Origin of the sequence: Pseudomonas sp. SMN11, from assembly GCF_052041945.1 — a bacterium.
Classification (GTDB): domain Bacteria; phylum Pseudomonadota; class Gammaproteobacteria; order Pseudomonadales; family Pseudomonadaceae; genus Aquipseudomonas.
The window spans coordinates 147,432-169,607 of record NZ_JBKGGW010000003.1 but is presented as its reverse complement, the minus strand read 5'-3'; the positions used below and the strand labels follow the sequence as shown (position 1 = coordinate 169,607).

The 22,176-nt window shown below is 55.8% G+C and carries 26 protein-coding genes and 1 pseudogene; 18 read left to right on the top strand and 9 right to left on the bottom strand.

What is annotated here, in order from left to right; translation table 11 throughout:
• Positions 1-676: 676 nt before the first annotated feature.
• Positions 677-1,150 (bottom strand): helix-turn-helix domain-containing protein, encoded by a 474-nt coding sequence (locus ACLEJU_RS04915; RefSeq protein WP_435422031.1) that lies wholly within the window; start codon positions 1,148-1,150, stop codon positions 677-679.
• Positions 1,151-1,927: 777 nt separating this feature from the next.
• Between ACLEJU_RS04915 and ACLEJU_RS04910 the strand changes: the two genes are divergently transcribed.
• The 10 genes from ACLEJU_RS04910 to ACLEJU_RS04865 all read left to right on the top strand — a co-directional run bounded on the left by ACLEJU_RS04910 (position 1,928) and on the right by ACLEJU_RS04865 (position 7,123).
• Positions 1,928-2,491, top strand: coding sequence for a hypothetical protein (locus ACLEJU_RS04910; RefSeq protein WP_435422030.1), 564 nt, complete (start codon positions 1,928-1,930; stop codon positions 2,489-2,491).
• 79 nt (positions 2,492-2,570) lie between these two features.
• The gene (locus tag ACLEJU_RS04905) at positions 2,571-3,299 is read left to right on the top strand and encodes a metallophosphoesterase family protein (protein ID WP_435422029.1); all 729 of its coding nucleotides are present in this window, start codon (positions 2,571-2,573) and stop codon (positions 3,297-3,299) included.
• A 57-nt stretch (positions 3,300-3,356) separates the two neighbouring features.
• Entirely contained in the window at positions 3,357-3,728 is a 372-nt protein-coding gene (locus ACLEJU_RS04900) for a hypothetical protein (RefSeq protein ID WP_435422028.1), read from the top strand.
• 81 nt (positions 3,729-3,809) lie between these two features.
• Entirely contained in the window at positions 3,810-4,076 is a 267-nt protein-coding gene (locus ACLEJU_RS04895; protein WP_440776675.1) for a hypothetical protein, read from the top strand.
• Between the two features lie 108 nt (positions 4,077-4,184).
• Positions 4,185-4,526: a hypothetical protein gene (locus ACLEJU_RS04890; protein ID WP_435422026.1), complete on the top strand. Its 342-nt coding sequence runs from the start codon at positions 4,185-4,187 to the stop codon at positions 4,524-4,526.
• Positions 4,527-4,588: 62 nt separating this feature from the next.
• Positions 4,589-4,906 (top strand): hypothetical protein, encoded by a 318-nt coding sequence (locus ACLEJU_RS04885; protein WP_435422025.1) that lies wholly within the window; start codon positions 4,589-4,591, stop codon positions 4,904-4,906.
• A 709-nt stretch (positions 4,907-5,615) separates the two neighbouring features.
• Positions 5,616-5,840, top strand: coding sequence for a DUF2188 domain-containing protein (locus ACLEJU_RS04880; protein WP_435422024.1), 225 nt, complete (start codon positions 5,616-5,618; stop codon positions 5,838-5,840).
• Positions 5,837-6,277 carry a DNA methylase gene (locus tag ACLEJU_RS04875; RefSeq protein WP_435422023.1) on the top strand — a complete coding sequence of 147 codons (441 nt, stop codon included), beginning with the start codon at positions 5,837-5,839 and terminating at the stop codon, positions 6,275-6,277. The genes ACLEJU_RS04880 and ACLEJU_RS04875 overlap by 4 nt, the downstream gene beginning before the upstream one ends.
• A 102-nt stretch (positions 6,278-6,379) precedes the next feature.
• Positions 6,380-6,610, top strand: a complete 231-nt coding sequence (locus ACLEJU_RS04870; RefSeq protein WP_435422061.1) for a DUF6555 family protein — start codon at positions 6,380-6,382, stop codon at positions 6,608-6,610.
• 81 nt (positions 6,611-6,691) lie between these two features.
• Positions 6,692-7,123: a response regulator gene (locus ACLEJU_RS04865; RefSeq protein WP_435422022.1), complete on the top strand. Its 432-nt coding sequence runs from the start codon at positions 6,692-6,694 to the stop codon at positions 7,121-7,123.
• Here the strand turns inward: ACLEJU_RS04865 and ACLEJU_RS04860 are convergent.
• Together ACLEJU_RS04860 and ACLEJU_RS04855 are read right to left on the bottom strand one after the other, a co-directional pair.
• A complete protein-coding gene (locus ACLEJU_RS04860; protein ID WP_435422021.1) occupies positions 7,089-7,535 on the bottom strand; it encodes a response regulator in 447 nt (148 codons plus the stop codon). The genes ACLEJU_RS04865 and ACLEJU_RS04860 overlap by 35 nt on opposite strands.
• Before the next feature lie 118 nt (positions 7,536-7,653).
• Positions 7,654-8,034, bottom strand: a complete 381-nt coding sequence (locus ACLEJU_RS04855) for a response regulator (RefSeq protein ID WP_435422020.1) — start codon at positions 8,032-8,034, stop codon at positions 7,654-7,656.
• Between the two features lie 182 nt (positions 8,035-8,216).
• Here ACLEJU_RS04855 and ACLEJU_RS04850 point away from each other — a divergent pair, with 182 nt between their 5' ends.
• A complete protein-coding gene (locus ACLEJU_RS04850) occupies positions 8,217-9,764 on the top strand; it encodes a sensor histidine kinase (RefSeq protein WP_435422019.1) in 1,548 nt (515 codons plus the stop codon).
• Positions 9,765-10,152: 388 nt separating this feature from the next.
• Positions 10,153-10,410 (top strand): hypothetical protein, encoded by a 258-nt coding sequence (locus ACLEJU_RS04845; RefSeq protein WP_435422018.1) that lies wholly within the window; start codon positions 10,153-10,155, stop codon positions 10,408-10,410.
• A 343-nt stretch (positions 10,411-10,753) separates the two neighbouring features.
• On the opposite strand, the pseudogene ACLEJU_RS04840 reads toward ACLEJU_RS04845, so the two are convergent.
• Positions 10,754-10,948, bottom strand: a pseudogene (locus ACLEJU_RS04840) (general stress protein); the annotation flags it as partial.
• Positions 10,949-11,222: 274 nt separating this feature from the next.
• On the opposite strand from ACLEJU_RS04840, the gene ligD reads away from it, so the two are divergent.
• Together ligD and ACLEJU_RS04830 are read left to right on the top strand one after the other, a co-directional pair.
• The gene (ligD, locus tag ACLEJU_RS04835; RefSeq protein ID WP_435422017.1) at positions 11,223-14,006 is read left to right on the top strand and encodes a DNA ligase D; all 2,784 of its coding nucleotides are present in this window, start codon (positions 11,223-11,225) and stop codon (positions 14,004-14,006) included.
• Between the two features lie 62 nt (positions 14,007-14,068).
• Positions 14,069-14,470 (top strand): hypothetical protein, encoded by a 402-nt coding sequence (locus tag ACLEJU_RS04830; protein WP_435422016.1) that lies wholly within the window; start codon positions 14,069-14,071, stop codon positions 14,468-14,470.
• A 338-nt stretch (positions 14,471-14,808) separates the two neighbouring features.
• Here ACLEJU_RS04830 and ACLEJU_RS04825 read toward each other — a convergent pair whose 3' ends face one another.
• The 3 genes from ACLEJU_RS04825 to ACLEJU_RS04815 are packed head-to-tail and all read right to left on the bottom strand — an operon-like array spanning position 14,809 to position 17,617.
• Positions 14,809-16,134 carry an SDR family oxidoreductase gene (locus tag ACLEJU_RS04825; RefSeq protein ID WP_435422015.1) on the bottom strand — a complete coding sequence of 442 codons (1,326 nt, stop codon included), beginning with the start codon at positions 16,132-16,134 and terminating at the stop codon, positions 14,809-14,811.
• A 33-nt stretch (positions 16,135-16,167) separates the two neighbouring features.
• On the bottom strand, positions 16,168-16,401 hold the full coding sequence (locus ACLEJU_RS04820; protein ID WP_435422014.1) for a PLD nuclease N-terminal domain-containing protein: 234 nt from the start codon (positions 16,399-16,401) through the stop codon (positions 16,168-16,170).
• Between the two features lie 13 nt (positions 16,402-16,414).
• Positions 16,415-17,617 (bottom strand): zinc-dependent alcohol dehydrogenase, encoded by a 1,203-nt coding sequence (locus tag ACLEJU_RS04815; RefSeq protein WP_435422013.1) that lies wholly within the window; start codon positions 17,615-17,617, stop codon positions 16,415-16,417.
• Between the two features lie 272 nt (positions 17,618-17,889).
• Here ACLEJU_RS04815 and ACLEJU_RS04810 point away from each other — a divergent pair, with 272 nt between their 5' ends.
• The 4 genes from ACLEJU_RS04810 (at position 17,890) to ACLEJU_RS04795 (ending at position 20,231) form a co-directional block, all read left to right on the top strand.
• Positions 17,890-18,771, top strand: a complete 882-nt coding sequence (locus tag ACLEJU_RS04810; protein ID WP_435422012.1) for a manganese catalase family protein — start codon at positions 17,890-17,892, stop codon at positions 18,769-18,771.
• 14 nt (positions 18,772-18,785) lie between these two features.
• A complete protein-coding gene (locus ACLEJU_RS04805) occupies positions 18,786-19,016 on the top strand; it encodes a hypothetical protein (RefSeq protein ID WP_435422011.1) in 231 nt (76 codons plus the stop codon).
• A gap of 30 nt (positions 19,017-19,046) precedes the next feature.
• Complete coding sequence (locus ACLEJU_RS04800; protein ID WP_172285567.1) at positions 19,047-19,547, top strand: YciE/YciF ferroxidase family protein; 501 nt, start codon at positions 19,047-19,049, stop codon at positions 19,545-19,547.
• A 393-nt stretch (positions 19,548-19,940) separates the two neighbouring features.
• Positions 19,941-20,231: a hypothetical protein gene (locus ACLEJU_RS04795; protein WP_435422010.1), complete on the top strand. Its 291-nt coding sequence runs from the start codon at positions 19,941-19,943 to the stop codon at positions 20,229-20,231.
• A gap of 625 nt (positions 20,232-20,856) precedes the next feature.
• On the opposite strand, the gene ACLEJU_RS04790 is transcribed toward ACLEJU_RS04795, so the two are convergent.
• Positions 20,857-21,237 (bottom strand): AraC family transcriptional regulator, encoded by a 381-nt coding sequence (locus tag ACLEJU_RS04790; protein WP_435422009.1) that lies wholly within the window; start codon positions 21,235-21,237, stop codon positions 20,857-20,859.
• A gap of 165 nt (positions 21,238-21,402) precedes the next feature.
• Positions 21,403-22,089, bottom strand: coding sequence for a hydrolase (locus ACLEJU_RS04785; RefSeq protein WP_409287287.1), 687 nt, complete (start codon positions 22,087-22,089; stop codon positions 21,403-21,405).
• Between the last annotated feature and the right edge of the window lie 87 nt (positions 22,090-22,176).

Genomic DNA, 22,176 nt, shown 5'->3' with positions numbered 1-22,176 from the left:
GCTTAGCTGAACATTGTGGTGTGTTGTGGCGAAAACTATACGGCTTTGTCAGTCTCGCCGAGCAGTGCCATTTTAGTCAATAAGTTGAAGGTGGAGGGATGCCAGGGTGGATGTCTGGTAGTCCGGAGTTTTATCCGAAATAACCGCTGGCGTCTTAACGAAGAAATTGTTGAAACGTCCTCCCTTGCCCGTTTAGGTTAACTTTAAGGCGGTTCAATGTTTCATTTTTAAGCTGTTGGATGCAGGCTCTGACGGATTTAGCACCACGATCTACTTACTGTTGCGATTGCCACTCCTGCTATTTTTGCGGCCTCCTTCTGGCTGAGACCTTGCGCGCAGCAGTCAAAAAATTGTGCTTAATGTTATGAGAGGTTTGTCTTTTTGTTGGTGCGGAAGCTACGGTCTAGAAATTGGCCATCTAGATCTTGGTTAAAGAGCAGGCAGCCCAAGGATTTTTATCCGGACGATGCATTAATTATTGCATCCACAATGCGAGAGAAACCCTAAAGACCTTGATATCCTTGCAGGACAAGAACGACGGCCAGGTAGCTCTGCGCGCTTAGGTAAGGGGCGACCACCCTGTATCTTTATCTGCGCGAGCAATTGTTGGCTTTCGTTTGCTCAAATGCCAGAGAGCGTAGCGCAAGAAGAAGCCTTTGGCCTTTCGAATCCAGCGTCAGGACTTCGACCAGTAGCGATGCACAGTCGATGTCGGAAGGCCCAGCTCGCGGGCTGCTTCAGCCTGTGTCTTGCCCTGCTGCTTTAGAGTTTGCACGGCACTTACGCGCTCAGCATCAGCCTTGGTGCCGCGTGCTCTTTTCGCGAGAGTGCCATCTGGGAGGTTTGCCTTGATGATCTCCAAAGCTCCCGATGTAACGAGCTCTTTGAGTTCACGTTGAGCCCGCTCAAGCTCCATTTCCGGTGACTTCTGATCTCGTGCCGCAAGGCACAACCCGAGAAGAGTCAACACGCTGATGCCCAGCGATTCCGATAGTTTAAGCAGGGTCGGTATGGTCGCTTGGGCATCGCCTCGCTCGATCATGCTCAGATGCTTCGGGCTTACCGCACCGGAGATAGCTTCGTAACGAGCACCTTTCAGTTGACGGATCACTCGTAGCGTCGCGGCTAGCTCTTCCTTCACGTTATGCATCTCAAAAGGAAGGATAGAGCCATAGACCGCTTATCCCACCAAACATCGTCCGTTGCGGTTGGTGGGACAAATCCTTATGATGGCCATTCGGTGCATGGCGCGCCGGCCATCTTGCGATGGACGCCAAGTAGCCTCTGGTATGGGGCTGCGCGTGAAACCGTCCTGGTGGGCTTGGATAGGGCCAGGTCAGGCTTGGACTAGGGTTTGAAACCGTGTTTGTTACCTATAGCAATGATCTTCAGGGACAGTTCAGAGCCCCGGAGGCTACGCGGATGCTTTGGCGATCCGTAGACATCAGTCGATGTGAGTATTCATTCCTCATCGAAGGAATGGGCATAGAGGATGGATGCATAGGGCCCATCGCGCATCTCGTAACAGATGTCCCCACTGTGCAGATGATGCAAACGGCAGAGCTGGGTAATTTCCTGAGTGTCAGCAAGATCCACCTCATTACACCTTCTGAAAAAAATGGTGGCGGGTCGTATGCAATGGAGCTGCTATCCGAGATCCGCATACAAGCCGGCACGGAGTCCAGGCCGGTGTACGAATTCATCACTCATGGTGGTCAGGTTTACTCGAGTGCAAGGCAAGCAGGATCGCCTATGCATACCTGAGTTCGGAGGTTTCTCTCCACCTGCTCATGGGAATGAGGTAGGGAAGCAGGCTGACCTCAGCACTGTTTTTTCGTTTATCGCGCAGCTGATCCAGCACATCGACGCACACTGCTTTCGAGGCGGTGGGGACGCTTGCGCGCTGTAAAAATTGCAGGAGCAGATTTTGTTCAAGTTTGATTGCAGGCAGGTCACTGGAGTGATCGAAACCCTCCATGTCTCGAGCACGGAGCAGGGCACGGTAACGGCCTACATGGTCATCGATGGGCAGGTGCTTCCCAAGGTGCTGCTACCAGGGAAGATCTATGAAGAGCTCGACAAAGGGCAGCGAGTGACCCTCTACGGCATCTTCACCAAGAAGAAGGACAAGATGGAGAACAAGGCCGTCATCTACGCCATGAAGGGCGAGAACGGCACGCTGGTGGCAGCCCGTGAGTATCAGATCAAGGTGCCGATCCTCATCTTGGTGTCTGCGATTCCTGTGATGATTTTGACCTTCATCATCGGCTGCTTTGCGTCCCCGTATTTTATCTACCTGGTTACGGGTAGCGAGAACCCGGATTACCTGGTACCGACCACCTTCGTCTGGGCGTTTTGGGAAGGCATCATCGCCGGTCTAGTCATGGTTGGTTTTGCGATCAACTTCATCCGGAAGAGCAACGATCCTGAGGGATGGGCGCCGATTGGTATTGCTGAGCTTTCTCAGCGGTTCAGTAAAGCGTTCAAGTAATTGCTGGTAGCCAGGCCTCCACTCCGTTGGAGGCACTGGATGAGCGATTAGCCTGCCGATACGGAGACTAGGCAATACGATGAGAATCACGGTCTACTCAGATCTCCACCTGGAGTTCGTCGACTTCCAACCACCTGCGACAGAGGCTGATTTGGTAATCCTGGCCGGCGATATTTCTGTGCGTGGGCGGGGAGTGACGTGGGCGAGCGACACCTTTGAATGCCCTGTGATCTACGTCTGCGGGAACCATGAGTTCTACAAGGGCCACATCGACCGGACGCTCACCAAAATGCGCGACTCGGCTGCTGAGCACGTGCACATCTTGGATAACCAGATCCTCATCATTGGTAACACGCGCTTTCTGGTTGCAACAGCCTGGACGGATTACACCGCCACGGGTGACTACAAGGCTGCGATGAGGGTATGTGCGGAGTGGATGACCGACTTCAAGAGGATCCGGATCGGGGAGGGGTACAGCAAGCTTCGGCCCGTGGATCTCATCGCTCGGAACATCGCCACTCGAGAGTTCTTGATGACAGAGCTGGCGAAGGATTTCGACGGCAAGACCGTGGTGATCACCCATCACTGCCCCATCCAGGATGTCGCCGGCGACGGTCATGAAGGCCATCTTGGCGCGGCGTATTTCAACCAGTGGCATGACCTGGTAGCTCAGGCTGATGTCTGGGTTTTTGGTCACACGCATCATGCGGTCGACACGGTCATTTCCGGCTGCCGACTCGTATCGAACCCTCGAGGCTATCCGGGCGAGCGCACCGGCTTCTCGCCGGATTTCACCATCGAGATTTAATTTGCCGTGGGGCGTTGCTCGAGCGACGAGCACCAGCGGCAGAAGTAGGAACAACGAATGTCAGACGAAGTCGTCATTGAGTACCACGTCAAAGAGTTCTCGGATTTCCAGCTCAAGCGGATCGCTCGTGCCATGGCTCAGCAGTACCCTGTGCCGATCACTGCCTACCTGAGCGATGTGTTCATATCATCAGAGTGCGCCGCAGGGATCGTCTTTGGCCACAACAATCCAGGGCCCCACGAGCAGCATGCGGATGGGCATATTCTGCAGACCGCGCCGATCTACGAATTGCGGAAGTCTGGACGGTTTTGGGTGGCGCTAACGAAAAGCGGCAACTACGTGCTGGCCACATTCAAGCGAGGCTTCGGGAGGAGAAGTTTAAGTGCGCTTATTGCAGTTGCTGACAAACCAGATTTGCCAGCTACTTGATCAGGGTAGCCAGGCGCCTCCGTGCGCTGAAGCATCGAATCGAGGTGCAGTTCAACTAGTTCTTAAGATCTTGCGCCTCTGATGAACGCTGCTGAGGATTTTGAAATCTCGAAGTCGGTCGGTTGTGAGATGCCCCGCATCCACCAAGCCCTGGATGTAGCCTTCAGCTTTGCCGCGAGCTTCACGCAGGTCAGCTTCCGTACTGCTGAGGTGGATGTCATCAACGATGAGTTGCCAGCGCTGGTTTTGACGAACACCGATCGGATCGTCGGAGAACACTGGGGCGGTGAGGAGAGTTTCGTAGTAGCCAGGAACAGGATTGCTCAAGTAGTGCGCTCCGCAGATTGAACCTGTGTGAAGGCTAACATGCTCGCGTCCAATCGCCTGTTACTGGTGGGTACATTGGTTTGCGTCTCGTGAGTGGTGCTCCGAGATCGTCATACATAGGAGAACAAAATGGTTAAACGACGAGCTCCGCTTTCCACGTCCAAGATCGTCGATGTCTCACCATCAGCCATGCCCAGCACGGTAACCAAGGCGATGCAGATCGATTTCGATTTGGAGGTTACGGCGTACCTGTCCTCGGTTGAGTATGGGCCGCATGAGCTTTTCTTGAGAGGGGTTGTCTTCGGTGACCGCGAGCGCCGTTTTGATGATGGTGATCCCATTCGCACCTCCAACATCGTGACTTACGAAGAACTCAAGGGATACGTAGTCGCGCGCACCCTCAACAGCACATACGTTGTCTGCGACTGGGCGGCAGATGGTGCTAGAGGGGGCTCAAAGGCTCAGCACTAGTGCAGTCTGCTGAGCATCTGATCCGGTGATTCACCACCCGAAAGCGGCGAGGGGAATAGCAGATGAAGGTCGTTAGCGAAACTGATCCAGGTACCGTGACTGATGTCATCTGTGACATGTGTGGTGACTCTGCACGCGTGGAAACCGGGCAGATCCAATTCGGGACGATGCATGCGTCATGGGGAGAAGGTTCATCACATTGCGGTGAGACGTATGAGCTCCACTTGTGCGAGAACTGCTTCTTCGTGCAGGTATCAACCATGCAGCGAACGCGCTGGGTCTCGGTGATGTTCGAAGATGAAGGAGATGCGATTTTAGCTGATGAGGCTTACGGACGGGTCACTAAAGCTGCTCGAGATTCTGATGGCGAAGGTAGCTAACCCTAAGCTGATCTCGGCTTAGGTCAAATTATGGCTAAGCAATAATTATCGCTGCGGGATAACTACTTCTAATTTGTGCCAGGGCCCAGGAGCTCGAGGAACACATTGCGTGACCTGCGGTACGGCTGTCGTGAACCGAGCCCAGGCGAAGCTGGTCTCGGCCCTGCGGGCTTCCATCCTCACGCCTGCGCGCTCCGCTTGCTAGGCCGCTTCGCTGAATATTCGACCCTCTCAACCTGCTGCAGTGTGGTTGTTTGGGACGACGGGCGCTCGTGAAAGCTGTCGGCCATGTTCCTACGCGACTCTACCAACGAACGCCCCGATCGTTATGCTCAGCCTGGTAGCCATGTACTTTCCTCACATCGATGTCGGGAGGAGTGTCGCCCGCGTCAGATATAACCCGCGAGAGATAAATGCCCCTGCATTCTCCCGAGATCTCTCGGATGGCAATGTCTGGCGCGCCCGATTCGGACTCTTACTTTGAACCTTCGGCATCCAATATTCATCGAAAGGGTTGTAGCGGAGGATTGATCATGCAGCCAAAAACCGAAGGACTTTAAGAGCAAGGCCCCAGCGGCGTGCCCTACATCAATGATCCTGAAAAGCCCACCTCGCCGCCCTTGAATGACGCCGATGCCACAGACGCAGCGGAGGCCGAGGAAGACATCCAGGACGACGCAGAGTCGATTTAAACCGGAGGAGCAGCGCCATGGACAATTACCACCTGAGCCCAACCGCTGATGGCTGGGAGCTCAAAAAAACCGGCGCGGAGCGCGCCTCCAAGCGTGCCGCTACGAAGCAGGAGTTGGTTGGTTCGCTGGCCGACTTCTTTGACGGCAAAACTGCGTCGGTGAAGATCCATAAGGCCGATGGCACCATTGAGGAAGAGCGTACCTACCCACGTTCCGCCGACCCGAGACGATCCAAAGGGTGACACCTATTACCGCTGCTGACCTTGGTATCGATCTCAGCGATCCGAGCGGACATGGGTTGTACAAGTGGCTACTCGCGAGCTTTCTGATCGGGAAGAGGATTCGCTCCTCCGTCGCCGTGGAGGCGTACCGGAACTTGGTTGATCGGCATAGCTTGTATACGCCCGAGAAGCTGGCTCACTGCTCACATCGTGATTTGGTCAGGTATCTGGGACAGGCCGGGTATGCCCGCTATGACGAATCTACGGCCAGGCGGTTGCATGCGCTGGGGCTTGGTCTATCGAACGATTTGAAGACTCGCCTGAACGCGTTAAGCCAAGGCTTCATCGACCTCGCCACATTTCAGCGTTGGCTTTTGAGCTTTGAAGGCATAGGCACTAAGACGCTCGAAATTTTCATGCGCGAAGCTAGGCCGATGGTCGCCAGTCAACGGCTGTAATCAAAATTAAGCGCTTCCTGAGCGTTGATTGCGGGTAACGGAATTTTTCTTTAATAAAGCGGCTTCATAGGCTATCTAGAGGAGTCTTAGTCAAAGCCTGCGCTGAAACTGTATGTGATCAACTACCAGCTCCATGGGGAGTCAAAGCAATTCGTGATTCGTCTGGAACTCATGACGGATGCTGAGGCTTGGCACTGGGCTAGCTGTGACGCCGGGATAGGGGTGATCCCTAGGTTCGGAAAACAAAATATCCGCAAGGTGAGCCGACCGATGGCAGAGCGCTGTGGTCTATCCGAAGTGCGGTGGAGACTGTCCAGCGCCCTATCTGCATGATTACCAGGTGATGGCCTTCTGCCTTGGTCGACCCAGCGCCCCTATCGTGGAAGACTGCATCATTCCAGGACAGGAGGTTCCATGAAGCTCGAGGCTGACGGACTATCGCTACGCGGATGCACAGTGCTGGTCGTGGAAGACGATGTGACACTGAGAATGGTGCTCACAGATATTCTGGCTGAGCTCGGCGGCGCTGCGTCTGGTTTCGATAATGCTGAAGACGCCCTCATTCATCTTCTTGAAAACCATGGCGACTGTTCATTGATGATCGCCGACCACGGGGTGCCTGGCACACTCAAGGGTCTAGAGCTCCTGCAAATGGTGGGTGAAAAGTGGCCCGAAATTCCCACCATTCTGACTTCCGGCTTCCAGTTGGAGAGCTTGGGTGAAAGCCTGCTCTTTGAATTCCTTTTCAAACCATGGTCGGTCGACGAGCTGACTGCGGCAATATCCCGGGCGCTGGCTCGTAACCCTGACATCACGCGGCAGGACGTTGATCAACATCCGGCATGAGATGAGCACTTACGCACTCAATGAAGCGTTCCAGCGACCAAGGTTTTTGGAGGAATTGGCTACCCTCGGGTAGCGCCTCATTTATTTCAGGGTGATAGCCGCTGGATACGATGATGGCGGTGTCCGGCATTTCCTTGCTTGCGATCCAAGCCAGGTGTAACCCCGTTGCGATACCGGGAGTCCGGACGTCAGTGATCACCAACGACCAGGGTTGCAGGTTCAGCGCAGCAATGCCTTCGTCGGCCGTTGCCAGGGCGGTCACGGATGCGCCCAAGTCCTCCAGCAGCATGGTGATTAGTTCTCGCAAAGCGGGTTCGTCCTCCACCAAGAGAACGGAGGCAGTCAACTCAGGGAGTCGTGGTTCTATCATCAGGGGGCTCGCGAGATGCGCACGTCCGAAAAAACCATCCATCCTTGATCCGCCCGAGCGGCATGGTGACGTGCGATATCACTACGACATCGTTGCCTTGGGGAAAATTCATTCAGGTATGTTCATGGCCGACTTTTGTAATGCCTGATGGCAACAGTGGTCACCAACCGCCTTGGCGAGGAAGCGTCACTCTCTTGTCGATCATCGTGGCGAGGTCTGAAATTGCCCACGGTTTCGCAAGAAACGTGTGATGAGGAGGAAGCTGTGAGACGTCAATAACCGCATCGCCTGACGTTAAGATCACGGGTAGCGACGGCCATCTGCGCCAGATTTCCTGGGCTAGAGCAAGGCCGTCCAGTTGTCCAGGCATATGGATATCCGAGACCACCAGCGCGGGCGTTTGATAATGAGTCAGACGATGCAACGCCTCGTCAGCGCTTGCACAGACCACTATATTTACGGCGTAGAGTGACGAGAGGCTCTCGGCGGTGAGGTCTCGTAGTAAATCGTCGTCTTCTACAATCAGAATGCTTTTCGGCATAAGCGGTGTACTCGCTTCTCATATGCATTAGGGCACCCCGTGTTTTTTACGTTGCTCTGAAACGATGAGTGGAGCCCTTCGACGCTTGAATGGATTAGCGGCTATCGTAGGAAGGCGGTAAGCGAACCGTCTTCGCTCAGAAGGGAGTAGGGCGCGTTCCTGCAAACTACAAAGGGAACACTATGCAGCAGCTACCTACGGACGAAACCATTCGCACAGCCCTGAAGCGAACCCATGCTCGCTTGCACCGACAACACGAACTGGTGGTTGAATTTGGCGTGATGTCGCTTCAGGCCACCGACCTCGATCAGTTGCTGACGCGAGCCTGCGAAGTTGTTGCCGAGGGGATGAATACTCTGTATGCCAAAGTGCTCCAGCCTGAGCTGGATGGAGACGGCTTCATCCTCTCGCATGGGGTCGGCTGGGACGTTTCGGACATTGGGACGGCGACGGTTGGTGGCGATGAGGCCAGCCCGGCTGGGTATGCGATGGCGACCTACAGGCCTGTGCTGTCCAACCATTTGGGGATGGAGAACCGCTTTCGGACACCGGAACTGCTGAAAAAGTACGGAATCGAGCGGGCGATCAACGTACCGATTCGCGGCGTGCTTGGCCCGTTCGGTGTCCTTGAAGCAGACAGTAGCAACGGTGATGATTTCGTTGAAAGTGACCTGGTGTTCCTCGAAGGCATAGCCACAGTTATCTCGCTCGCGGTCGAAAGAATCTCTACAGGGGCTGAGACGTCTCATCCCGACCCGTATTCCGAAACTATATTGAACGCCAGCCCTGACTGGGTGGAAATCATGTCCCCTGGCGGTGAGATCGAGTTCATGAACGAAGCAGGGTTGACCTTCATGAATGCTCAGGCCTCAAAGGTCGTCGGGCAGCGATGGCATGACCTATGGCCGGAGGAATCCAGATCGCTCGTCTGGGAGGCTCTGGGCAGAGTGGGAGCCGGTGAGACCATGCGGTTCGAAGCCTACTGCCCTGTTTCACCTGACGAACCCAAATGGTGGGATGTGACGGTCGCGCCGATCATGGGCGTAAACGGCCAGGTTGATCGAGTAATTGCCGTTTCGCGAGATATCACCGAGCGACATCAGTACGAAGCCCAACTACTTTCACTAATTGAGGCACAGAATTCCAGGCAAAGCCGAAGCGACCTGTATCTCGAAGAAATCCATCATCGGGTCAAAAACAGCCTGCATCTGGTGAACACGCTATTGCTGTTGCAGGCAAACCTCGCACCAGACGCAGCCGTTAAACTGCAGCTTGAAACAGCAGCTGGCCGGGTAGTGACCATCGCCAGTGTCCACGAGCGCCTCTACCAGACTGCTGAAGAGCAAGGCGTGCGTGCTCCAGATTATCTCCATGCACTGCTGGGGGATTTGGGCAAGGCGTTGGCTGACCGAAGAATCCTGCTGGAGGCAGATGATTTCGTCCTGCCGCCGGAGCGGATGGCGCCATTGGGCTTGGTCATTTCTGAACTGATCACCAATGCGCTCAAGTACGGAAAGGGCACGATTGAGGTGCTCGTTAAACATGCCGGCGACCATGCGCTACTTACGGTGCGGGATGAAGGCGATGGCTTCCCCGATAATTATCCTAAGCCAACAGGTACAGGCCTGGGTATGCGCCTGGTCAAAAGCTACTCCGGCTATGGTGGCGCGGCAGTGAGCATTGATCGCCAAGACAGCAAAAGCTGCATTCATGTCCGTTTCAGGCTCTAGCCATCTCTAACTTTCCCTCTTTGCCGATAGCACTTTGCCCTGCGGCCAGGGTCTCGTTAATCAAGCCGTGTTGAACGGCATTGATTCGATAGCGCCTGGGGCGGGGGAGGGATGCGTGAAAATCGGCTGTCTGGGGTGGGGTTCACTGATTTGGAAGCCAGGCCAACTGCGCCTAGGCGGTGATTGGTCGGATGAAGGCCCAAGAGTACCTGTCGAGTTTTCAAGGGTGTCAGATAGTGGCGAGCTTGCTACTGCAATTTGCCTTGGAGCTGAGCCGGTACGGGTATTCTGGGCAGCGCTGGCCACTCATTCGCTGGAACACGCCTATAACGATTTAGCTCAACGAGAGGGTGTCCCTACGCATCGCACGGATGGAATCGGTGTCCTGATGGTTCACGACGATGACGGATATGACAGTCTCAATCGATGGGCGCTTAGCCAAGGGCTGGACGCGTTGATCTGGACGGCACTTCCGCCTCGCTTCATGAATCTGGAGAATCGCATACCCAATGCGCGTGAGGCGCTGATGTACCTGGAGTCGCTGGACACAATCACCCAAGAGCATGCCAGGCAATACATAGAGAATGTGCCCGCGCAGATCGGCACCGCTTACCGACGGATGTTCGCAGAGCGTCTCGGATGGTAGGTCGACCCCTCCCTAAGGCGACGGGGAAGGGTGGAACTTCAGTTTTAGCTTTAACCGAGGAGTAACGAGCGATGCGTGTCTGGGGATGGCTGATGACTGCGGTGGGCTGCACAGGACTTCTCGTATCACTCATCTTGTTCGGTGCTGCAGTGTTAGGCGTACTAGACCAGCCTGGCCAAGCGGGTGTTTTAAGTCTGGTAGGCGGGGCCATATCGGCATTGTTGATTTTGGCCGGTGGACGCGTCCGGTTTAAAAGCAAACCGCTTCTGCCAATCGCGCTCTAGCAATCAGACGAGTAGGGAGCTGCCAAGGTGTGATTCACCCTGGCAGCGCACATACCGGCTCAGCGATTTTCGCTGTTACGGCCTCCACCATGACTGTTTTGCCCGCCTTTGCGCCCAGCCTCGGAAGCCCGCTCCCGGTCATTGGCGAAATTGCCGCCCGACGACTGACCCCCTTTACGACCTGCTTCGGACGCCTTCTCGCGGTCATTGGCAAAATTGCCGGAGTTGGTTTGCGAAGTCCCACCTTGATTGCCGCGATTACCTTGATTGTTAGCCATGATCTTTCACCTCATGTGGCACACAGGAAAGTCTGTGTTCAAATCGGAGGGGTGAAAGCGGCTAGTTCGCTCAGCTGAGTTTCGCTTTGCCCGACGGGCTGCACTAAGAAAAGGGCTCCCCTGTTAGTGGCGCGCCGACTCTTGGAATCCTAAGCGAACGCTTCTAGGCCGTGTCATTCGGCTGTTCCACTGAACTGCCGCCTGTTTGTCTACCTCGTAATTGAACACCGTCATAACCGGAATCCGGCGCATGGACGACACGAGTTTGGCATTCATGATTTTCGCGGCTGATCATCCAGAGGCACTCGCCCAAGTGCGGGCCTTGAGCGAAGCGGAAGCGTTGGAAGCCGGAGAGCCGTTGTCGGCATTGCGTGACACCATGGTCGTCCAAGCCCTTACTGCTGAAGCCAACAAGCGAGGCGTTTCCCTCGATGGGCTGGTTCAGGCGCTTATCGGCAGGAGCGACCGTGACGAGGTAGACCCGAGCGTCCCAAGCTTGGAAAAGTACAACCGGATGCGGGATTTCAACGCCTCACCCGAACCATCGGGTGCGGAGAAATCCACTAAACGTTCGAAGCGCGCGACTGCTCACGCCTTGCAATTTTGCGTTCAAAAACACGATGCCACTCGACTGCACTACGACTTCCGCCTGGAGCTCGATGGCACGCTAAAGAGCTGGGCGATACCCAAGGGCCCATGCCTGGATCCGAAGGTGAAGCGGCTCTCGGTGCATGTCGAAGATCACCCGCTCGATTACGCCTCATTCGAAGGCACGATCCCGGAAGGGCACTATGGTGCGGGAGATGTCATTGTCTGGGATCGTGGAATATGGCTTCCCCAAGGCGACCCGGCTGAGGCCTACAAGAAAGGCCGCATGAAGTTCGAGCTGCAGGGTGAAAAACTCTCGGGCCTATGGAACCTTGTTCGGACGAACATTGAGGGTAAGCAGGAGCAATGGTTTCTGATCAAGCATCAAGACGAGGCCGCCAAGCCCCTTGCTGATTTCGACGTGGTGGTCGAGATGCCTAACAGCGTGCTCAGCGACCGCACCATCATCCCCAAGAAGCGCGGTCGAGCGAAGGCAACGTCATCCAAGGCGAACCCTCCCACAACCCTCAGCGGGCCGAGCACAGAAGGCGCTGTGGCTGCAGCACTGCCAGAGAAGCTCTCTCCGCAGCTAGCGACTCTGGTCGACTCCAGCCCTCGCTCTGAAGAATGGCGCTACGAAATCAAGTTCGATGGTTATCGCATGCTGTGCCGCGTCGATGGGGATGACGTCCGGCTGTTCACCCGCAATGGTCATGACTGGACTGCGAAGTTGCCTAAGCAGGTGGCTGCAATCGCCTCGCTCGGCCTGAAAACGGGCTGGCTGGATGGCGAGATCGTTATACCGGATGAAAACGGCGTGCCGAATTTCCAGCTGCTACAGAATGCATTCGACGCCGGTAAGAGCCAGGGCATCGTCTACTACCTGTTCGACCTGCCATACCTCAATGGCGCCGATCTTCGGCAGGTGCCGGTTGAGAGCCGTCGTGGACTGCTGAAGCAGCTTCTCGCTGACTCGACCGACCCGCTGCTGAGGTTCTCCGAAGACTTTACCGAAGACGTCGATGCATTGATGAACAGTGCCTGCCAGATGCGCATGGAAGGACTGATTGGCAAGCGCTTGGGCAGTCCCTACATATCCCGGCGCAGCGATACGTGGATCAAGCTCAAGTGTAAGCATCGCCAGGAGTTCGTCATCGTCGGCTACACCGACCCGAAAGGCGCGAGGAGCGGCTTCGGGGCCCTCGTCCTGGCCCTCAATGATGAAGACAGTGGAAAGTTGCGGTACGCCGGCAAGGTCGGCACTGGATTTACCGAGTCGACCCTTGCCACCATCCTAGAAAGGCTATTGCCGCTGGAGCAGAAACAGGTGCCGGTGATGAACCCACCGAAAGGTGTCGACGGCAAAGGTATTCATTGGCTTCAGCCGACGCTGCTGGCCGAGGTCACCTTCGTTGAGATCACCCTGGACGGTGTGGTCAGGCACGCGGTGTTCCAGGGTATCCGAACGGACAAGCCTGTTCAGGATATTACGGAGGAGAAGCCGGCGCCTGCGCCGAAGGAGCGAAGGTCAGCCAAAGCGAAATCGGACGACAAGGCCTCCGCCACCAAAGTGCGGATCACCCACCCGGAGCGTGTGATTGATCCCAGCAGCGGCCTCACCAAACGAGACCTGGCCGAATACTACGCGCAGGTCTCACCTTGGCTTCTGCCTCACCTGAAAAACCGGCCCATCGCTCTAGTCAGGGCGCCCGAAGGGATTACCGGAGAGCTGTTTTTCCAGAAGAACGCTGACCGTCTGGCCATCCCGAACATCACCATGGTGCCCAAGGCCGAGGCCGGCAAAGCGGGCATGGTCATCAACAGCGTCGAGGCCCTAGTCGGTGCGGTGCAGATGAGCACCATCGAACTGCACTCCTGGAACGGCACGACCGAACATATCGAGCAGCCAGACCGCTTCGTGCTGGATCTCGATCCGGATCCGGCACTGCCTTGGAAGGCTATGGTCGAAGCCACTCAGCTGACGTTGGTTGTTCTCGATGAATTGGGCCTGCATTCGTTTCTTAAAACCAGTGGCGGCAAGGGCATCCACATCATGGTGCCGCTCACCCCTAAAGCTTCTTGGGAAGAAGTGAAGGACTTCAGCCAAGCCATCGTGAAGTACATCGCCAAGCTGATCCCGGATCGGTTCTCCGCCGTGTTAGGCCCAAAGAATCGTATCGGCAAGATCTTCATCGACTACCTGCGCAACGGGAAAGGGGCGACTACCGCCAACGTTTTCTCTGCACGGACAAGGGAGGGGCTGCCGGTATCGGTGCCAATCTTCAGGGAGGAGATCGGCGAACTGCGATCGGCGGCCAAGTGGAATATCAAGAATGTTCAGGAGCGGTTGGATGAACTGGGCGGTGATGATCCCTGGGGAGGTATGGACAACGCTTCGCAGCTGATCACGCTGGAGATGAAACGCAGAATCGGAATGAAATCTTAGCCCCCGACAAGGCTCAGTGTAATGCAGGGCCCGGAGGCTTATAAAAATCGTAAGGGAGCACCATGCCAGGACAGAACAAAGACCAAGCCGAGCTCCTCATAGCCGAGGTACTGGCAGCAGCATGCCTGGTGGCTGAGGGAAATGCTGCCTCTAAGCAAGACCGGCACCTCGTAAGGCGGCTGAGACAACAGGCCGATGAGGCTTTGTGTCTACAGCAGATATCTGTCTATGCACAGGTGGGCGCAATCCAAGAAATGCAGTTCACGAGTGCCGATGATCATGATTTCGATCTCGTTGACCTTCGAAAAATAGTGATGAGAAAACGTGGACGACAGGTGGTGCTTGATCTGACCCGGCTCCGCTCCTTCGCAGGGATTCTTCGCGTAGATAAGTGGGCCAGTTCGGCGCTCAGAACCAATCTTTCGAAGGCCTTCAAACTCCTTGGTCAGCCTGAGCTGTGTTAAGGCCACCCTCTGTCAATTTGCGACTCGTCACATCCCGTCATAATGGCAATCATCTACGCCATCTCCTTGGTGTTGTTTTGGCGGGCGAAGGGTAGCGTAAATATGGACAGGTACAAAATGCATGAGCCGCTCTAGAACGGTAACTTCAGCAATCTTTTGCACCCCTATGGTGCGTGGATTTTTTGATTCATCACCATGAGTCAGTATTTGCTCACTCTGGGCTTGCTTTGCCTCTGTGCTGAGCTAATGTTCACGCCCCCGTATATAAGATAAAAGTCTAGGGAGTCCGGGATGCCGAGCGAGACGCTCCGTCAATGCCCAGCTGCAAACGATATCTTCTAGTTTTTCCTGCGTCGTGAACTGGCGATTGTTAAACCTGTGATGATTCCAAGCGCAACTGCGCCGATTAGCAGAGGCGTTTTATCTTTAGGCTTCCTCCAGCCTCCGTCGATACTTCTTCTGTCACTTGGAGGCTCAAACAGGTTGCCTGATGATGTTTCGGCTAAGGGGCTGCGATTTATCCCCCACCGCGTCACCCACCCAGACAACAAAGACAATCTTGGTACTAGGTAGCTGGCTAAGTGTGCCAGACGAGCAGCAGTGCCAACCGTTGTATGAGCTTGAGGGGAGGCTGCACAGGACACCATTGACTTGGCTACCCGTTCGGGATCGTAGATGGGGCCTGGCGGTGTCAGCGCATGTCCAGTGTAGTTGCCACCGTCTCGGAAGCCGGGTGTGTCCATGACTGCTGGATAGATGTCGCACACATGGATGTCTGGAAACTGAGTCAGCTCTCCTCGCAGCGCCTCGGTCAGTCCACGCAAGCCGAACTTGCTCGCCGAATAAGCCGCTGCATAGGGCTGGGCTACCCAGCTGCCCAACGACAGGGTGTTGATCAGAATGCCGCTACCTTGCGCTTTGAAGAAGGGGAGGGCGACGTAGGCACCTCGTAGGTATCCGATCAGATCGGTCTGGATAACCTGTTCGTGAGCTTCCAATGGGGTATCCTCGAAGTTCCCGACCGCCCCAACTCCAGCGTTGTTGACCCAGATGTCGATCCGTCCATGGCCAAACAATGCGGCCTGCGCGGCCAGCGCTTGAACCTGATCGCTGTGCGTGACGTCGGTCGTAATCGCTATGGCATCCGTACCACAAACAGTGCATTCATCCAGGACGTCAAATAGCGCTTCTTCATCGCGGGCAGCGAGTACCAAGCGTGCGCCTTTGCAGGCAAAGGCGTGTGCGGCGGCGCGGCCTATGCCGCTGGATGCCCCTGTGATCACCACAACTTTGCCGCGCAGCGGCCCCCTGACGGGATATCCTCCGCGGGGAGCTTCTTGTTTTGTGCCAATGCTACGGTGATCGAGCGGAGCGATGATTTCGTCGGCCTCGACCGGAGAGAGCTCAAGGGCGGTACCGTCGACCAGAGTCAACGTCAGGCCGTCGACCGTACCTGCCTCTTTGTTTGGAAATACGGGTTCGCCTTCAGCATCCAGGCTGTCGTAGATGAAGCGTGTACCTTCGAGCCATCCCACGGCGGTGAGAAGCTCAGGGCCTAGATAATACTTCCCGTCTTGAAAGAAACCCGGAAACTGATGCGCTCGCTCCACGTTTTCCACACGGTAGCGCTCACCTGATTTCACACCTGCCGCTTGATCGACCATTTTGGAAACCCCTGTAGGTGCAGCCCAGAAATGTCAGCCTTTGCTGTGCTCGTCGGAAGTCGGCCCAGTACCCCGTTTGATGCCTCGTGGGCCAGCAACCCCCCATATGCCCAGACCAACGAGGGGTAGTGCCACGATCAGGAGGGCCCAGGCCGCTTTGACGGCATCCGTTTTGTCGCTCCGGAACACGCTGACAATGGCCCACAGGTCGATGAGTAGAAGAATTGCCGCTACGGCAATCCAGAAATAGTTGGCGAGACCGTTCATGACCATTACCCCTCTATACGTAGTCAGGGCCCAGCGTCCCTGATGCCGCCCCTGGAACAAGGATCACCTTGCGACAGTTGTCCTCTTTCTGATCGAACATCTTATAGCCCATGGCTGCCTCCTCTAAGGCAAGGCGGTGGGTCACGATCAGCTCGGGCTGGAGGCGTCCGGCTTCGATGTGTTCGAGTAGCTCGGGGAGGTACTTTTGGACATGGGTTTGCCCCATCTTGAAGGTCAGCCCTTTGTCAAAGGCATCGCCGAACATGAAGCCGTGAATGAACCCCGCATAGACCCCGGGCACGCTGACGACGCCGCCACGTCGCACAGCTGCGATGCTCTGGCGCAGGGCTTTGCCGCTGCTGCCTTCCAGTTTCAGGGCTGTCATCACGGTTTCTGTGGTGCTGCCTTTGGCTTCAAACCCGACCGCATCGATGACCGCGTCCACGCCGCGCATACCGGGTGTCTGGCGAATGATGCTGTCGGCCGGATCATCATCTTGTTCAAAGTTGATCGGGATGGCGCCGTAGGCTTCCTGGGCGTATGCCAGCCGGTAGTCATTGTCATCCACCATGAAGATGGTATGAGCGCCCAGCATCCGTGCGCAGGCGGCACTGAGCAGGCCCACTGGGCCTGCGCCGTAGATTGCTACCGATGAACCTTGGCCGATCTCGGCATTGATGACCGCTTGCCAGGCGGTAGGAAGGATGTCAGAGAGGAACAACACTTTGTCGTCAGCGAGGGTAGTCGGCACTTTGAACGGCCCGACGTTACCTTTGGGTACTCTGACATAGTCGGCCTGGCCTCCAGGGATGCCGCCATACAGATGGCTGTACCCAAACAGCGCTGCGCCTGGTGGAATGCCTTTTTTGTTGATAATCGATCCGCGACCAGTGTTTGTGGTTTCGCAGGCCGCAAACAGATCGTGCTGGCAGAAGAAGCAACTACCGCAGGCGATCACAAACGGGATCACTACACGGTCGCCAACCTGCAGGTTCGTCACGTCTCTGCCGACGTCTTCGACGATGCCCATGAACTCGTGGCCGAAGATGTCGCCGTGTTCGGTTTCAGGGATTTTGCCGCGATACAGATGAAGGTCAGAACCGCAGATCGCGGTGGCGGTCACCCTCAGGATAATGTCGTCTGCGTCTTGGAGAATGGGGTCAGGGACAGTGTCAACCCTGACATCGTTAGCGCCGTGGTAGGTCAGTGCTCGCATTGTGCTTTCTCCTGCATCAGGTTCAGAGGTTATGCAGGGGAAGCCATGGACAGTTACAAAGTTCAGACAAACTGATTCAGTGGTTAACGTAGGCGCTAACTGTTGGCGTGCGGTTATTTTTATAAATTTATAAAACTTCGTTTGAACCTTTTTAAATTTTCCTTTCGTCCTGAAAGCTCGCGGTGCGTTAGCACGTATCGAGTGTAACTTGCTCCCATCCATAGACGGCGCGCATTTTATTTGAGCGCTTGATCAGCCACGAGGAGAGAAACATGTTTATTCACAATAAGCGCTTGCAATATACGGTTCGCGTCGCTCAGCCCAATCCAGGCCTTGCAAACTTACTTTTGGAGCAGTTCGGCGGCGCTCAGGGTGAGCTGGCCGCTGCCAGTCGATACTTCACCCAGGCCCTCGCCGAGGATGACCCAGGCCGCAAAGACCTACTGATGGACATCGCCACTGAAGAGCTGAGCCACCTGGAGATTGTGGGCTCGATCATCGTGATGCTTAACAAGGGAGCCAAGGGCCGACTTGCCGAGGGCGTCGAAGAGGAAGGAGAACTCTACCGAGCCATCAATGGGGCCGGTAACGATTCCCACATCACCAGTATTCTCTATGGGGCCGGCGCTCCGCTTACCAACTCGGCAGGAGTGCCGTGGAGCGCGGCCTATGTGGACACCATCGGCGAACCGACGGCTGATTTCCGCTCCAACATCGCTGCCGAAGCGCGGGCGAAAATCGTGTACGAGCGTTTGATGAATGTGACGGACGACCCGGGCGTGAAAGAAGCGCTGGGCTTCCTGATGACTCGGGAAATCGCACACCAGCTTTCTTTCGAAAAAGCACTGCACGCCATCCAGCCTAACTTCCCTCAAGGCAAGCTCCCTGGCATGCCGGAGTTCACCAACAAGTATTTCAACATGTCGGGTGAGCCGAATGTGCGCGGCCCTTGGAATGAAGGCGAGGAGTGGGAGTACGTCGAGAATCCCTCGGCTGCCGTTGATGGCGGAGATGGCACCGCTTCGGTGGAACTGACCGCTCCTGATCTGGCTGTTCTGGAAGCCATGAAACTGCGGACGATGTCCGATCCAGCCAGCAACCCGGTCACCGCGGCGGATCTCGGCTCGGGCTTCGTCAACGGTAAAGATGACTGACTGAAGGTGGCCTTATGAGCACGTCGAGAAGAAGAGAAAAGGCTCAGGCCGGCATCGGCTTCGAGCATTTGATGAGCGCGGCGGTGGCAGAGTTTGAGGCCGATTCGCGCCTGGCTTGCCGAGCGCTGCGAGTAAAGATGGCCCTGGGCACGTTCGGCGTTGGCTCCCTGCTACCCAACGATCTGCCCCCGAAGCGTCCTGTTGAGTCCTTACACGAGAGTCTGGTTAGCCACACCCTGCAGTGAATCGATTTTGAAAATCTAAGGAGAATGACGATGGTTGCTCGCAAAACAGTTGAAGACCTGTTCATCCATGAGCTATCGGACGTGTACAGCGCTGAGAAGCAGATCACCAAAGCATTGCCGCGCCTAGCTCGCGCATCTACCAACCCGCTGTTGGCTGATGCGTTTACCTCACACTTGGCGGAAACCCAGGGCCAGATAGAGCGCATTGACCAGTTGGTGGAATCGGCTGGATTGAAACTCAAGCGGATGAAGTGTGTAGCCATGGAGGGTCTGGTTGAGGAAAGCAAAGAGCTGCTGGATGAAATCGAGAAGGGGGCAGTGCTCGATGCGGCGCTCATCGGGGCATGCCAGAAGGTTGAGCACTACGAAATTGCCAGCTACGGCACTCTGATTGCGATGGCCAAGCACCTAGGCATGAAAGAGGCCGCTTCGCTATTGGCCGACACGCTTGCAGAAGAAAAAGCAGCGGACGAGAAGCTATCAGCGATTGCCGAGGAAGGCGGCAATCAAGCAGCGACACTCGAGAAGTGAGTCTGTGGAGCCCGGCGTTCGCCGGGCTGCCCGACAGGCGCTGTGCGCGTGAATGTGGTGTCTGATTCTGGGCTTGTAGACATGCGTTCCATGAGCCTCTCCCGGGCTTGGGGCAACACTGAGTCATACGCTGGGCTCATGTATAGCCAGATGAGTCAAACTCCGCCACGTAGTTCAGATGTTCAATTAAAATGACAGTTAGGGGCAAACAGGCGCGGTGATATCCAACACCTTCTCCGATGGAGAAGGAAAGTTGTACAAGAAAACTAATTTGTAGCGGAAATCAGGCCAGTTGTCCGATACCCATTTTTTTCCCCGCCACAGTCATTGAAGCGCTGTCGTGTTTTGCTATGGTTGGGTTTCCGTATAAGACTAAAGTCGTAGGAGGACGGCATGCGTATTCGTGGTGATGTTTTTTGGGATTGGGCGGATCCAGCGCTTCATCATCGCAGCCACGACGAGGAGCTCGATGACGGCACGACTATTGACGTTCAGGTCAGGCTCTCGCGCACAGGTCAGACGCAAATGTTCATCGGCGTGTACGCAGGATGTGGAATGGCGCTCCATGAGGAAGCTTTCGAATCCCGCCCCGGCGAGTCAATGACCCGGGCATTAGCCTGGGGGGTTGGTCGAGCGAGGCGTCTGGCGACAGATCAGCGCCCTAACGTAAAACAAGTGGCCTAGCGGCAGCCAGTATCCAGTGGCCGTTGACTCAAGGAGCAGCGGCCACAACCGTCCCTCTCAACCCCATCCCATTCGCCAGCGTTAGGGTCAGTCATTTGATGCTCGTCCCGTAAGGCCTCCAACGCCGTGTACTGAAAGTCAGCTCTCATCCGGAGATGTGCGCAGTCATAGGATAAGCCATCTATGGCTCCAAAGCTCTGAGCGACCTCAGTACCTCTCCACAAGCATTGAGTTGAGCCATGATTTGGATCGATGCGTTCTCAGTCATGCCTGACTTTTTCCGGAGCAGTAGGACATCTGTTAGCGGCTGTCTAGAAGCTATACGGACAGCTAATCACTCATAAGCGAGGAAAGATATCAAACTCCCCACCGGGCTTCGCCCCGCTCAACGCGGCCACAATGCAAGCGGAGCGCGCCCGCCCATCAAGGGCCAAGGGCCTGAGGTTGGAAGCCCGTAGGGCGCCAGGATATGGTTCACGACAGCCGTCCCCGCAGGGGCAGGCGCGCAGGTGTGCGTACTTCAAACTGACACCCAGATACTCTCTTGGACAGCTGAAGGAAATGATGGTGTCGATCTAGCACGAGGGTGCTTGGTTAGTAGTACGGGATAGCACACCCGACCCTGCTAAATTGGCTGTTGCTGCCATGCCTGGGGCGTCATCCCTACAGATCTCATAAACGTCCGACAGAAATGCGGCTGGTCGTAGAAGCCGCACTCCAAGGCGATCTCGGCGAGCATCATCGTCGAAGCCTCCAGCAATTCTTTGCTCTTCCTGAGCCGCTGCTCACGCAACCACTGCTGTGGGGATACCTGCGTGGATTCTTTGAACATTCGCGAGAAATGGCTGCGTGACAAGCCGCAGGCTTCGGCAAGGTCAGTGACCGATATACCGGTATCCAGATGATCCAACATCATTCGCTTGGCCGTTTTGACCTGCCAGGGTTTGAGCCGTCCCGTCGACTGAGTCGCGACGGTGGCTATAACGATGCCGTTAGCACTGTTCATGGGGATCAATTCATCCTGAAAAATCTGAAGATGGTTGATCCGGGCAGCACGGATTGCTGAAGCCTGTTCCGAGACCTCAGGGCAATCCGTCTCTATTCGCTAGCCCCGATCAATTCGTGCCAGCCCCCGCCTGTTGATCAGAAACCGAGGCTTGGTTGACAAGCCCTAGATCGATGCGGCCACGGGCGCCAGGGTAGGGCCGTGCTGAACGCGCTCTGGCGCTTTGTGCACCATGGTGTAGGCGTAGTCGACGCCCATGCCGTAGGCGCCCGAATGCTCTTTGACCAGTTCCATGACGGCATCGTAGGTGTCGCGGTTTTTCCAATCGCGCTGCCACTCCAGAAGCACCTGTTGCCAGGTTACAGGCACCACCCCTGCCTGGATCATTCGCTGCATGGCGTAGTCGTGTGCTTCCTTGGTGGTGCCACCGGAAGCGTCGGCAACCATGTAGATCTCGTAGCCTGCATCGTGCATGGCCGACAGTGCGAAGGTGGTGTTGCAGACCTCAGTCCATAGGCCCGAAACGATGATCTTGTTTCGACCGTTCTTCTTCAGCGCGTCGCGAACCTTCTGGTCGTCCCAGGAGTTCATCGACGTGCGCTCAAGCAACGGAGCATCAGGGAATACCGCGAGCAGTTCGGGATAGGTATGCCCGGAGAAACTCTCGGTTTCTACGGTGGTGAACACGGTGGGCACATTGAAGATCTTGGCTGCTTTGGCCAGGCCTACGGTGTTGTTCTTCAGCGTCTGCCGGTCAATGCTCTGCACGCCAAAAGCCATTTGTGGTTGCTGATCAATGAAAATCAGTTGGCTGTTGAGCGGGGTCAGGACTTCAGTGTGTGGATTGCTCATTGTTCTTCCCTTTTGCTGAACGGTGGCGAGAGTTTTTCGGCGGTTTGTCGCCGAGTGCCAGCACAAGATAGCGAAACACTCAGTGAA